The following is a 12,836-nucleotide window of genomic DNA, read 5'->3' as shown; positions in this document are numbered from 1 at the left end:
GATTTATAGGGGTAAACCTGAAAGGAGACCAGCGCTATTGTCCTCTCAAGCGAAACACGGCGGCCGAGGCGGCAAGGACCCATCGGTCGCACAATCAGGAGACGGACCATGATCGAACTGCGTCCCTTCGAGAGCCTGGGCGGTGAGAACCACGGCTGGCTGGATGCCAAGCACCACTTCTCCTTCGCCAACTACCATGACCGCAAGCGGATGAACTGGGGCAACCTGCGCGTCTGGAACGACGACACCATCGCCCCCCACACCGGCTTCCCGCCGCACCCGCACCGCGACATGGAGATCATCACCTATGTCCGCGAGGGCGCCATCACCCACCAGGACAATCTGGGCAACAAGGGCCGCACCGAGGCGGGCGACGTCCAGGTGATGTCCGCCGGCACCGGCATCGCGCATTCCGAATACAATCTGGAGGACGTCACCACCCGCATCTTCCAGATCTGGATCATGCCGACGCGCAGCGGCGAGAAGCCGGGCTGGGGCAGCAAGCCCTTCCCCAAGGGCGACCGCAGCGGCCATTTCGTCACCCTGGCGTCGGGCTACGCCGATGACGGCGACGCCCTGCCGATCCGCACCGACGCCCGCGTGCTGGGGGCGACGCTGAAGGCCGGCGAGACGGCGACCTACCCGCTCGGCAAGGACCGCCGCGCGTATCTGGTCCCGGCCAGCGGTGCGGTCGAGATCGACGGGGTGCGGGTGAATGCCCGCGACGGTGCGGCCATCGCCGATCTCGACGCCCTGACGGTGACGGCGCTGGAGGACAGCGAGATCGTCATGGTGGATGCGGCCTGACGAGACCGATTTCGTGCCGGGGCCTTGCCGCCCCGGCGCGGTGTCCTCCGCAAAGACTGGAGTTCGGACCATGAAGGCCGGCCGGCTGGAAGCGTTCACCGATGGGGTCGTGGCGATCGCCATCACCATCATGGTGCTGGAGTTGAAGGTGCCGGAGGATGGCAGCCTCGCCGCCCTGGCGGAGCGCGTCCCCATCCTGCTGGCCTATGTGCTGTCCTTCATCAATGTCGGGCTCTACTGGAACAACCACCACCATCTGCTGCAGGCGACCACGCGCATCGACGGGCGGGTGCTGTGGGCCAACCTGTTCCTGCTGTTCTGGCTGTCGCTGGTCCCCTTCGTCATCCGCTGGCTCGATGCCAGCGACTTCTCGCCGGTGGCGACGGCATCCTACGGCGTCGTGCTCGGCATGGCGGCCATCGGCTACAGCCTGACCGAACGTGCGATCATCGCCTGCGGCGGACGCGAGTCGGTGGTGGCACGGGCGGTCGGGGCCGACCTGAAGGGCAAGATCAGCCTGGGGCTGTATGCACTGGCCATCCCGCTGGCCTTCGTCCTGCAGTGGTTGTCCATCGCCCTCTATATCCTGGTGATCCTGCTGTGGCTGGTGCCGGACCGGCGGATCGAACGCATCGTGGAGGAGTGAGGGAAAACCGGCGTCGATACTGATCTACACCGATAGGGTGCGGACCGATGCTGGCTGGCTCCCCCGCCCCTGTGCTACAGCATGGTGAAACCGATGGGGACGCCGGCAGCATGCCAACGATGACGGACTGGACGATTCGACACGCGGTGACGCGGGTCCACGGGTGCGACCTCGCAGTGATCTGGCGGGGGCCGGAGATCTGGGCATGGGTCGTCACCGTCGCCGGCGAGCAGGTCCGCTCCGGAACCGCGCGCACCATGGCCGGCGCCCAGGATGCCGCACTGCGTGCCGCGAAAGCCCATGCGGATGACGGCGGCCGCGTCCAGCTCCCGCTGTTCTGACGGCGTCGGGCTCGCCGCCCTCGACGGCCGGTCACCCTTACCGCTCGACCCTCGGGCTTGTCGATCGCTATAGTCGGTCGGCGAACAGAGCCCAGGATCGTGAATGCAAGCCCGGCAGTTGGAAGTCTTCTGCATGCTGATGCGCTGTGGAACGGTGACCGGGGCGGCGGGGATGCTGAACATTTCCCAGCCGGCCCTGAGCCAGATCCTGCTGCATGCCGAGGACCAGCTGGGGTTCAAGCTGTTCGACCGGGTGCGCGGGCGTCTGGTGCCGACCCAGGAGGCCAACGAGCTTTATCCGGAGGCCGAGCGGATCTTCTCGGAACTGGGGGCGTTGCGCCGGCGAACGCTCGACATGCGTCACGGCCGCACCGGTCTGGTCCGTCTCGCCGCCTCCGCTCCGCCTTCCATGTCCATCGTTCCCAAGGCTCTGACGGCATTCCGCGAGGCGCACCCGGACATCGTCGTGCGGTCCCTGGTCGCGCCGATCGGCAACATCCGCGACATGCTGCGCAGCGGCGACGTTCTGCTGGGGGTGGCGATGAACGCCATGCCCCATCCCGACCTCGATGTCGAAACGGTCGGACACGCCGAACTGGTCTGCCTGATGCCCGAGGGGCACCGGCTGGCCGGACAGGCCGAGCTGGGCTTCGCCGATCTGGCGGAGGAGACGCTGATTTCCTACCGCGTCGACACGCTGCCCGGCCGGCTGCTGGCCGCGGCGCTGGAGGCCGAGGGCGGCGTCTATGCCCCGGCGGTGGAGATCGACCTGTCGATCACCGCGCTGCCCTTCGTCCGCGAAGGCATCGGCGTGGCGGTGGTGGACGGGCTTCTGCCATGGAGCCAGTTTTCCGGCATCGTGCAGCGGCCCTTCCGCCCGAGCATCCAGGTGCCCATCGCCATCCTGACCAGCAAGGAGCGCCCGCTGTCCGGCAGCCATGCCCTGATGCGCGACTGCATTCGCAAGGCCGCCCGCGCCCTGGAGCCTGGAAGCTCTTGAAACTCCTGGCCGGGCGGCTCTTGAATTTTCTGGCCCTGCCGCCGGTCAGAAGTCGGCGACCTTGCCGGCGGAAAAGCCGGCGAAGCGGTCGGGGTGATAGGGCTTGGGATCGACAATCGGCGCCTGATCGGTGATGAGGTCGGCGATCAGGTGCCCGGCGCCGGGGCCGATGCCGAAGCCATGGCCGCTGAAGCCGGCGGCCAGGATCAGGCCGGGCAGGCTGCCGACCTCGCCGATGGCCGGAACGCCGTCGGGCGTGCTGTCGATGTAGCCGGCCCAGGCGGCGGTGACCGGCGCGCCCTTCAGGCCGGGCAGCAGCGCGGTTGCCCGCTCGTGGGTGAGGCGGATTGTGCCGCGGTCCGGGGCTGGGTCGAGCACCCGCACCCGCTCCATCGGCGTCGGGCGGTCGAGCCGCCAGCGCCGCAGCGTTTCGTGGCCGGCGCGCATCCCCTCCGTCCCGCCGGGCATCAGGCTGCGCCAGCGCCGGGCGAACATCGGCATGAATTGCGGCGCGAAGCGGATTTGCTGGAGCGTCGGGTCGACGCGTCCGCGTCCGCTGATGGCCAGCGTGTGCCCGCCGTCGCCACGCCGGGTGATCGACACGGCGGCGGTGTGCAGGGCATCGGGCAGGCCGGAGGGGCTGGGGCCGACCGACAGGATCGACGAGCGGATCGAGGCCAGCGGGAACCGCACGCCCATCTGATGGCAGAAGGAGGACGCCCAGGCTCCGCCCGCCAGAACCGCCAGCGTCGTGCGGATCGTTCCCTTCTCGGTCACGACGCCGCAGACCCGTCCGCCGGCGGTTTCCAGCCCGCGCGCGGCGCAGCCCTGGTGCACCGTGCCGCCCAGCGCCATGATCGCCCTTGCCACCGCCGGTGCCGCGCGGGCCGGATCGGCGATGCCGTCCGACGGCGAGAAGACGCCGCCCTTCCAGGGCTTCCCGGTCGCCCGGCCGCGCTCGGCGGCCTCGGCGGCGGACAGCATGTGGGTGGTGACGCCGACCGTCCGGGCGAAATCGCGCCAGCGCGCCCAGCCCGCCAGTTCCCCGTCGTCGTTGCTGAGATAGAGCAGGCCGCAGCGGGAAAAGCCGGTGTCCTCGCCGCTTTCCGCGGCGAAACGCTCCCACAAATCCAGGCTTTTGGTCGCCATCGGCAGTTCGCGCGCGTCGCGGTTCTGCTGCCGGCACCAGCCCCAGTTGCGGCTGGACTGCTCCGCCCCGACCTGTCCCTTTTCCACCAGCGCCACCGACAGCCCGCGCCGGGCCAGGAAATAGGCCGCCCAGACACCGACGATGCCGCCGCCGATCACGACGGCATCCGCCCGTTCGGGCAGGCTCGGGGAGGACGGAATGGTTTGCAAGGGGGCGGGCATGGCGCGGGTCTCCGATTTCGGCGTGACACCATCTAGCCATGGCGCGCGGATCGGCGGGCGCTGCATTGGGCGACTGAACGGCATTATCTTCTGCCGATGACGGAAAGCGCGGCGCTTTGTTCCGCCGAAAGAAAGCCACTCGGCCGTCGACAGGCGGGCTGTGCATGTTAAGCTTCCCCGGCATGCCCGGCAGAATTATCTGCTGCCGTATTCCGCTCTCCCGCCCTCGAACCGGATGGGTTCCCCATGAAGCTGGACCGCATCGACATCAAGATTCTGCATCAGCTCCAGAAGAACGGCCGGATCACCAACGTCGAGTTGGCCGAACTGGTCAATCTGTCGCCCAGCCCCTGCCTGATGCGGGTGAAGAAGCTCCAGGCGGAAGGCTATATCGAAGGCTACACGGCGCAGATCAACGTCAGCAAACTGGGCCAGACCCTGACCGTCTTCACCGAGGTGACGCTGAAGAACCACCGGCAGGTCGATTTCGCCCGCTTCCTGGCCGCCGCCAAGAAGATCGAACAGCTGCTGGAATGCCATCTGGTGTCCGGCGGCTACGACTACATGCTGAAGTTCGTCACCTCCGGCATCGGCGAATATCAGGAGATCATGGAAAAGCTGACCGACATGGACATCGGTATCGACAAATACTTCAGCTATGTCGTGCTGAAATCGCCGATCGTGCGCGCCCACATGCCGCTGACGACGCTGTTTCAGGTGTGACCCTCCGCGTTGCTCCGCACGGCGCCGGGCTCGATCCCGGCGATCTGCGCGATCCGCTCGGCAAGAAAATCGACCAGCAGCCGGACGCGCGCGATGCCCGCACGTTCCGGCACGATCAGCATGCTGAGCGGCACCGGGGGCGGCGCATAATCCGGCAGCACCCGCACAAGCCGTCCGGCCGCGAGAAGATCCTCGACCAGCCAAAGATGGGTGGGAGCGATGCCGCGGCCGGCCGCGAGCGCCTCGCGCACGGCGAGCCCATGATCCATCTGCAGCCGTCCGCCGAAGGGCAGTGCGTGGCGCTCCCCCCGCCCTTCGAGAACGAGCAGGTCGCTTCCGGCGATGTTCGACATCCGGATGCCTTCATGCTTGCCCAGGTCCCGCGGATGCGTCGGCACCCCGCTCCCCGCGAGATACTGGGGCGCCGCCGCCAGCAGGCGCCTCGATTGGCCCAACGGCTTCAGCTTCAATGAGCTGTCGGTGAGCGGTCCGAGACGAAGCGCGATGTCGACGCCGTCGCGGACGAGATCGATGCGCTCGTCGCTGAGGCTGAGGTCGATTGCGATGTCCGGGTACAGATCCTGGAACGCGAAGATCAGGCGGCCGACATGCAGGACACCGAGTGCTGCCGTACAGGAGATGCGGATCGTGCCGGCCGGCGCGCCGCGGGTGCTGCGCGCCTCCTCGCTCGCCAGTTCCACCAGCCGCAGGATCTGCACGCATTGTGCGTGGAACCGGCTGCCCTCGTCCGTCACCGTCACCCGCCGCGTCGTCCGGCTCAGCAGCGGCACGCCGACGGCGGTCTCCAGTTCCCGCAGATGGCGCGTCACCGTCGATTGCCCGATACCCAGTTCGCGGGCGACCGCTGACAGGCTTCCCCGTTCGGCCACGCGGACGAAGGTGCGCATGCGTTCGAGCGTGACGTCCAATTTATCCGTTTTCCGGCATAATCATATCCATTCCCACCATATACCGGATCGCCGCTCCGCATGATACCTGCTCACCGGTTGCATCACCCAGCCGGAGCCGGCCATGAAAATCCTCATCGTCTTCGCCCACCCCGAACCGCGTTCGCTCAGTGCGTCGCTGCGCGACGTCGCCATCCAGGACCTGGAAGCACAGGGCCATGAGGTGCGGGTGTCCGACCTCTACGGCATGGGTTGGAAATCGGAGATCGACCGGGACGACTTCCCGACGCTTCCCTCCGAGGACCGGCTGAAGGTGCCCGGCTCGTCCCGCGGCGCCTTCGATGCCGCGGCGCTGACCGCGGATGTCAGGGCCGAGATCGACAAGCTGCTCTGGGCGGACACGCTGATCCTTCAGTTTCCGCTCTGGTGGTTCTCGATGCCGGCGATCCTCAAGGGCTGGGTCGACCGGGTCTATGCCAACGGCTTCGCCTATGGTGTCGGTGAGCACAGCGACCGGCGCTGGGGCGACCGCTACGGCGAAGGGGCCCTGGCCGGCAAGCGCGCCATGCTGATCGTAACCGCAGGCGGTTGGGAGGACCATTATTCGCCGCGTGGGATCAACGGGCCGATGGACGACCTGCTGTTCCCGATCAACCACGGCATCCTCCACTATCCGGGCTACGAGGTGCTTCCGCCGTTCTTGGTCTACCGTGCGGACCGCCTGGACGAGGCCGGCTTCGAGGCGGTCGCGGAGCGGCTGCGCGGGCGGATGCGGACGCTCGCGACAACGCCGCCACTCCCCTTCCGGCGTCAGAACGGCGGCGATTATCTGATCCCGGCCATGCAGCTCCGTCCCGGTCTCGAGGAGCCGGGCGCTGCCGGCTTTGCGCTCCACCTCAAGCACGGCGTTGCGGACAAGACCGAATGAGGCAGGGGCGCGAGGCTCCCACGGTCGGCGCAGGAATCGCGATACCCCGAATTTCTCGGCCCTACCTCCACGAGGGTGTGGTTTGTCCGGCACGCCCGCAACTACGCTGGAGACGCACCGATGCACGGTTCAGACCCCGAAATGAAACGGAGATGAGCCATGGAGCGGTTGCGACGATCCTGAATTGCCGAAGCCTGATGCCAGCGTCCACCTGCGGCCGTTGGCGCCGTGCTCCAGTCGACGACCCAAGAAAGCGGGCCCAGAACCCGTGCGACGACCAAAAGAGCGATGCAATGGGAGGAATCATGAAGACCGGTCTGAACACCGCGCTTTTCCTGGCGGTTGCATGCCTGACGATGCCCGCCGGAGCCCAGGACTACCCGCAGCCGCCCGGCAACCTCGAGAAGTTGCAGCAATTCAAGACCACCGGCGACGTGACCGAAATTCCGGTCATCCCGCAATCCGGTCCGAAGGCGGCGGCGATCAGCAAGACCCTGTCGCGGATCAAGCTGCCGCAGGGCTTCAAGATCGCGCTCTATGCCATCGTGCCCGACGCCCGTCACATGGCCGTCGGGCCGCAGGGCGTGGCTGTCTTCGTCGGGACGCGCAAGACCAAGGTCTACGCGGTCACCGACCGGGACAAGGACCGCGTCGCCGACGAAGTGAAGGTCTTCGCGCCGACGATCAATTTCTCGGTGCCGAACGGGGTCTGCTTCTCGAAGGACGGATTCCTGTTCGTCGTGGAGCAGAACCGGGTGCTCACCTTCCCCGCCGCCGAGTTCTTCTATGAGGGCGCCGACGTCGCCGCCTTCCAGGTGGTCAAGGGTGGCGAACTCATTCCGAAGGAGGAGGAAAGCTACAACCACACCGCCCGCGTGTGCCGGGTGGGCCCGGACGACAAGCTCTACATCGCGCTCGGGCAGCCCTTCAACGTGCCGGCGGCCGACAAGCTCGACCTCTACAGGAAATGGGGGATCGGCGGCATCGTCCGCATGGACCGCGACGGAAAGAACCGCGAAGTCTATGCCTGGGGGGTGCGCAATTCCGTCGGCATCGACTTCAACCCCAAGGACAAGGCGCTCTGGTTCACGGACAACCAAGTGGACGGCATGGGCGACGATGTCCCGCCGGGCGAGTTGAACCGGGCGGAAAAGCCGGGCCTGAATTTCGGCTTCCCTTATTATGGGGGCGGCAAGGTCCGCACCGTCGAATACAAGGACCAGCAGGCGCCGGCAGACGCGGTGTCGCCGCAGGTCGAATACGACGCGCATGCGGCCGATCTCGGCATGACCTTCTACAGCGGCAGCCAGTTCCCGGCGAAGTACCGCGGCGGCATCTTCGCCGCCGAGCACGGGTCGTGGAACCGCACCAAGCCCATCGGGGCGCGGATCATGTTCACCTCGCTCAAGCCGGACGGCACCGCGGACAAGACCGAGGTCTTCGCCGAAGGCTGGCTCACCTCGGACGGCGAATATCTGGGACGGCCGGTCGATGTGGCGGTGCTGGCCGACGGCTCGCTGCTGGTGTCGGACGATTTCGCAGGCGCCGTCTACCGGATCTCCTATGGGCAATGACGGGCAGTCGCCGGGAGGATGAGGATGCGATACCGGTGGAGCGTGCCGATCCTGCTGGGACTGGCCGTCTATGCGGCCGGCGCCCACGCCGGAGATCCCGCGGCGGGAAGAAAGAAGGCCATCCAGTGCCAGACCTGCCACGGGCTGGACGGGCTTTCCAAAATTCCGGAAGCGCCCAACCTTGCCGGGCAACCGGAAATCTACCTCCGGAAGGCGCTCACCGACTACAAGACGGGGGCCCGCAGGAACGAGATGATGTCGGTGGTCGCCCCGTCGCTGAGCGAGGCGGACATCGACGATCTCGCCTCCTATTTCGGTTCCATCCGGATCGAGGTGACGCCGCCATAGCGCAGCAGGACCGGTGTGGGGGCCGGCGGAGCCCTTTCGAGATCAGGGGGACCGGTCGATGACGCCGCTCAGGTGAATGGCGAGTTCAACCGAGAAGCGGCGATCCGGGCTTTCGACATCGATGCCGAACAGCTCCTCGATGCGTGTCAGCCGATAGCGCAGGGTGGTGACGTGCACGCCGAGCTGGTCGGAGCAGGCCTTGGTGCGGCACCCCGTCTTCAGATAGGCGGACAGCGTCTCCAGATAGGGCGTCCCGTGCTGACGGTCGTACTCGATGAGGGCGCCAATGCTGTCGGCGACATAGCCGCGCACCTCGTGGGTGTTGGCGGCAGCCAGCAGCATCGGCAGCGGGCCGAACTGCCGGGCATCGAGGACGCCGGGGCGGCCGAACTCCTCGGCGATCCTGATCATCCGCCAGGAGCGCTCCCACGCCTCCGCATAGTCCGGCGGGGCCATGCAGCGGCTCGTCAGCAGGACGAACGGCTCGGCATGCAGGATGTCGGCGACGGACCGCGCGATCTGCGCCATCAGCCGCTTGACCGGTCCATGGCTCCGCTCGTCGACGGCGGGAACGAGGCAGACCAGCCCGGCCGGAACGGTGACGAGCGTGCCGGCGATTCCGTGCAGCGACAGCAGCCGCTGGACCGGGAGCTGGAGGTCGGCCGCGGCACTCACCGCCCGCGGACTGCGGCCGGGCAGCCCGACCAGGATCATCTGGGCCGGCAGGTCGAGGTTGAGGCCGAGCCGCAGCGCGCGCTGTCCGATGTCCAGCGGATCCCGCCATCGCCGCTCCACCAGTTCCAGGAACAGCTCGGTCACTGTCCGGTTTTCGTACCGGAAGCGGATGACGTTGCGCAGCATCTGGATGCCAAGCGCGTGCTTGATGCCGTCGAGCAGGAGCTGGTCGGCCTGGCCGTAAGGCTGCGGTCCCGGAAAGATCATCAGCACGCCGACCACCTCGCCGTCGGCGGTCAGCGGGTCGATGCGCGGCGTCGTCCGGATGCGTTTGCCCTTGACCTCCCAGAACAGCGTCGCTCCGGTGGCGGCGAGCCCGGTGGCGGCGGGATGATCGATGGCATCGCGCGCCGCCTTCATGATCGAGGGGCCGAGGTCGGCCGCGACCGCCGCCTGCCAGTCGGCGTCGCCGATGTCGCTGCCGCAGGGCGCCCGGTCGGCGGTGACGAGGTTGGCGGTGAAGTCGACGATGACGATGGAGTAGGGCAGCAGGTCGCGGATGCGGGGCAGCAGGGTGGCCATTGCCCCGTCCTCCAGCGCCTGGCGCAGCAGTGAGGTGTTCACTTCCAGCGCCCGTTGCAGGCGTTCGGCGGCCAGGGTCTCGGCCCGCAGCCGGTGCTGGCGCTCCACCGCGATCTCGCCGAGCTGGACGATCATGCCGATGAAGGCCAGATCCTCCTCGCTCACCTCGATGATGCCGCGGGACACGACGCTCAGCACCAGCGGCCGGCCGCTGTCGTCGGTGCAGTTCATCGGCATGACCAGCACGCTGTGGTAGTCGCGCTCGAAGGCCTCGCGGCGATAGCCGGGGAACTCCTCCGACACCCGGGCGTCGGGGATGAAGATCGGCTCGTTCCGCCGCAGGGCGACCAGGGACGGGCTGGTCGCCAGCTCCCAGCGGTCGGGCAGCGGGCGCTGGATCAGCGTCGGGTCGTGGCGGACGACGACCAGGGCGTAGCCATGCTCGACATCGACCGCCATGATCGACCCCATCGACCAGTTGGCATGGCGGCAGGCGGCCAGAACCAGGCGCTGGAGCACCGTCGCCAGATCCCCGCCCGAATTGATCAGGCTCGCCACCACGCGCAGCGACTGGATGCGCGACGTCTCGACCATGTTCCTCCGGCGAAGGGAAGGGCTGAAGGCCCAGTTTCGACCGACTCTAACCCGATGACGGCACTCGGAAAAAGCGGAACGTCAGCGCCCTTCCGGCGGCTTGGCATCCGTTGGCCCGATGCTGGAGGGGTCAGGGACTGTCCGGGGGCCGGAGATCGCCGCTCCGGTCAGGCTGTCGGGCGGCAGCGGGCGGAAGGCCGGCGGGCCGGGCGCCCGGTCCCGTTCCCGCACGGCGCGGCGGATCAGGACGAAGGCGGCAAGCGCGGTGCAGCCGGCGGCGGCGTAGACGAACAGTCCCGACGGGCCGAGCCTGTCCATCAGCAGGGCGCCCGGCACCGGGCCGACCATCGCTCCGGCGGCCCAGACCACCAGCAGGCCGCTGACCGTGGGGACGATGCGGCCCGGCGGCACCACATCGCAGGCGTGGGCGACGCACAGGGCGTAGATGCACAAAACCTGACTGCCCCACAGCGCGAACCCCGCCCAGACCAGCCAGGCCGGGCTGCCGGCCGGCAGCAGCGCCAGCCCGGCGGACAGGACGGCGCCGGTCGCGGCCACGGCGGCGATCACGACGCGGCGGTCCCGCCGGTCCGACAGCGCGCCGAGCGGCCATTGGGCGAGAAGGCTGCCGCCCTGGAGGGCGACGAGCAGGGCGGCGGCGGCCGGTTCGGACAGGCCGATGCGCAAGCCATACAGCGGGGCGAACGCGATCATCGTGCCGGTCACCACCCCGACCGCGAAGCAGCCGACCAGGGCCGACGGCGCCAGCCTGAACAGCCCGCTGAGGTCGAGCGAGACTGCGGTCGGCAGGGCCGGGCGGACCGGCCGGGTGAGGGCGACCGGCAGGACCGACAGCAGGATCAGCAGGATCAGCAGCCGGAAGGGCTGGTCGCCGCCGGGGTCGAGCAGGAGCGGGCCGGCCATCAGCGCCAGCTTGGTGGTGACCATGTAGACCGCCAGGATCCGCCCGCGGTTGCCGTCCTGCGCTCCGGCGCCGATCCACCCCTCGATCACCGTGAACAGCCCGGCGAAGCCGACGCCGGTCAGCGCGCGCAGCAGGACCCAGCCGACGCTGCCGCCGGCCAGCGGCAGGGCAAGCGCGAGGATCGCCATCAGTGCCGCCAGCCCGGCATAGGCGCGGACGAAGCCGAGCTTGCGGACGACCCTGGGTGCGGCCAGACAGCCGGCGGCGAAGCCGACGCCATAGGCGGACGCCACCATGCCGATGTCGGCGGCCGACAGGCCCTGCGCCTGCATGCGCAGCGGCAGCAGGGCCTGGAGCAGCCCGTTGCCGGCCTGCATCAGGACGGCGGCGGCCATCACCGGCAGAAGCGGCGGCATCATCAATAGCCGCGCCCCCGCTCGACCCGGTTGGCCAGCGGCCGCCCGTCGCGGAAGGCCGCCAGGGTCGCCGCCACCTGCTCCACCGCCTGCGCCGGGTGGGTGGCGGCGGCGCTGTGGGGGGAGACGCGGATGCGTGGATGCCGCCAGAAGGGGTGGCCGGCCGGCAGCGGTTCCTCGCTGAACACGTCCAGGCTGGCGCCGCCCAGCCCGCCGCAGTCGAGGGCGTCGAGCAGGTCCGCCTCGACCAGATGGTCGCCGCGCCCGGCATTGACCAGCACGGCCCCGGCCGGCAGGCGGGCGAACAGGCGCCGGTCCAGGATGCCGCGGGTGTCGGCGGTCAGCGGCAACAGGCAGACCAACTGGTCGCAGCGCGGCAGCATCGCCTCCAGCCCGTCGGGGCCGGCGAAGCACTCCACGCCGTCCAGCCGCTTCGGCGACCGGCTCCAGCCGAGGACGCGGTACCCCAGCGCCCCCAGCACGACGGCGGCGGCACGTCCCAGCTCCCCCAGCCCGAGCAGCCCGATCGTGACCTCGCGGGCCGGCCGGTAGGGCAGCCAGCGCCAGACCCCGGCCGCCTGCGCGGCGTCGAATTCGTCGGAATGGCGATGCCAGCGCAGCACTTGCAGGGCGACGAAGCCGGCCATGTCGTCGCTCAGGCTGTCCGCCACCATGCGGACGAGCGGCACGTCGGGAAGCGACGGGTCGGCCAGCAGCGTCTCGACCCCGGCGCCGAGCGACATCACCAGCCGCAGGTTGGGCAATCGGGCGAAGACGCCGGGCGGCGGCTGCCACACCAGCGCCATGTCGATGTCGTCCGGGTCGCCGACCTCCGGCCAGACCCGCAGCGTCACGTCGGGAAGGCGGCGGTGCAGGGCCTCCCGCCACAGGCCGGCATTGTCGATGCCCGAACAGAACAGCAGCGTCATCGGGCTGCGTTGCAGCGGCATGTCGGTATAGCCTCGATCCATTCGAAAAGCCGGGCGTGGGCGGGAGCG

The 12,836-nt window shown here is 68.8% G+C and carries 13 protein-coding genes; 8 read left to right on the top strand and 5 right to left on the bottom strand.

Annotation, left to right across the window (positions count from 1 at the left end; all coding sequences use genetic code 11):
- Window positions 1-108 precede the first annotated feature (108 nt).
- The 4 genes from TSH64_RS24255 (at window position 109) to TSH64_RS24240 (ending at window position 2,794) form a co-directional block, all read left to right on the top strand.
- Entirely contained in the window at window positions 109-807 is a 699-nt protein-coding gene (locus TSH64_RS24255; protein ID WP_109448939.1) for a pirin family protein, read from the top strand.
- 70 nt (window positions 808-877) lie between these two features.
- Complete coding sequence (locus tag TSH64_RS24250) at window positions 878-1,453, top strand: TMEM175 family protein (protein WP_109448937.1); 576 nt, start codon at window positions 878-880, stop codon at window positions 1,451-1,453.
- Between the two features lie 110 nt (window positions 1,454-1,563).
- Entirely contained in the window at window positions 1,564-1,794 is a 231-nt protein-coding gene (locus TSH64_RS24245; protein ID WP_109453000.1) for a hypothetical protein, read from the top strand.
- Between the two features lie 103 nt (window positions 1,795-1,897).
- A complete protein-coding gene (locus TSH64_RS24240) occupies window positions 1,898-2,794 on the top strand; it encodes a LysR family transcriptional regulator (RefSeq protein ID WP_109448935.1) in 897 nt (298 codons plus the stop codon).
- A gap of 45 nt (window positions 2,795-2,839) precedes the next feature.
- On the opposite strand, the gene TSH64_RS24235 is transcribed toward TSH64_RS24240, so the two are convergent.
- Window positions 2,840-4,165, bottom strand: a complete 1,326-nt coding sequence (locus tag TSH64_RS24235; RefSeq protein WP_109448933.1) for an FAD-binding oxidoreductase — start codon at window positions 4,163-4,165, stop codon at window positions 2,840-2,842.
- A 246-nt stretch (window positions 4,166-4,411) separates the two neighbouring features.
- On the opposite strand from TSH64_RS24235, the gene TSH64_RS24230 reads away from it, so the two are divergent.
- Window positions 4,412-4,888, top strand: coding sequence for an Lrp/AsnC family transcriptional regulator (locus tag TSH64_RS24230; RefSeq protein WP_109448931.1), 477 nt, complete (start codon window positions 4,412-4,414; stop codon window positions 4,886-4,888).
- Here TSH64_RS24230 and TSH64_RS24225 read toward each other — a convergent pair.
- A complete protein-coding gene (locus tag TSH64_RS24225) occupies window positions 4,879-5,796 on the bottom strand; it encodes a LysR family transcriptional regulator (protein WP_109452999.1) in 918 nt (305 codons plus the stop codon). The genes TSH64_RS24230 and TSH64_RS24225 overlap by 10 nt on opposite strands.
- 124 nt (window positions 5,797-5,920) lie before the next feature.
- Between TSH64_RS24225 and TSH64_RS24220 the strand changes: the two genes are divergently transcribed.
- From TSH64_RS24220 to TSH64_RS24210, 3 genes are all read left to right on the top strand, one after another.
- Window positions 5,921-6,724 carry an NAD(P)H-dependent oxidoreductase gene (locus TSH64_RS24220; protein ID WP_109448928.1) on the top strand — a complete coding sequence of 268 codons (804 nt, stop codon included), beginning with the start codon at window positions 5,921-5,923 and terminating at the stop codon, window positions 6,722-6,724.
- Between the two features lie 305 nt (window positions 6,725-7,029).
- Entirely contained in the window at window positions 7,030-8,298 is a 1,269-nt protein-coding gene (locus tag TSH64_RS24215) for a PQQ-dependent sugar dehydrogenase (protein WP_109448926.1), read from the top strand.
- Window positions 8,299-8,322: 24 nt separating this feature from the next.
- Window positions 8,323-8,646, top strand: a complete 324-nt coding sequence (locus tag TSH64_RS24210; RefSeq protein ID WP_109448925.1) for a cytochrome c — start codon at window positions 8,323-8,325, stop codon at window positions 8,644-8,646.
- A 42-nt stretch (window positions 8,647-8,688) separates the two neighbouring features.
- Here the strand turns inward: TSH64_RS24210 and TSH64_RS24205 are convergent, their stop codons facing one another.
- The 3 genes from TSH64_RS24205 to TSH64_RS24195 form a co-directional block, all read right to left on the bottom strand.
- Window positions 8,689-10,497 carry a helix-turn-helix domain-containing protein gene (locus TSH64_RS24205; RefSeq protein WP_109448923.1) on the bottom strand — a complete coding sequence of 603 codons (1,809 nt, stop codon included), beginning with the start codon at window positions 10,495-10,497 and terminating at the stop codon, window positions 8,689-8,691.
- A gap of 81 nt (window positions 10,498-10,578) precedes the next feature.
- Window positions 10,579-11,841 carry an MFS transporter gene (locus TSH64_RS24200; protein ID WP_109448921.1) on the bottom strand — a complete coding sequence of 421 codons (1,263 nt, stop codon included), beginning with the start codon at window positions 11,839-11,841 and terminating at the stop codon, window positions 10,579-10,581.
- Window positions 11,841-12,809: a glyoxylate/hydroxypyruvate reductase A gene (locus TSH64_RS24195; protein WP_247873120.1), complete on the bottom strand. Its 969-nt coding sequence runs from the start codon at window positions 12,807-12,809 to the stop codon at window positions 11,841-11,843. Before TSH64_RS24195 ends, TSH64_RS24200 begins: the two co-directional genes overlap by 1 nt.
- Window positions 12,810-12,836: the final 27 nt, after the last annotated feature.

Origin of the sequence: Azospirillum sp. TSH64 (assembly GCF_003116035.1) — a bacterium.
Lineage (GTDB): Bacteria > Pseudomonadota > Alphaproteobacteria > Azospirillales > Azospirillaceae > Azospirillum.
This window is presented reverse-complemented; position numbering and strand designations above follow the sequence as displayed.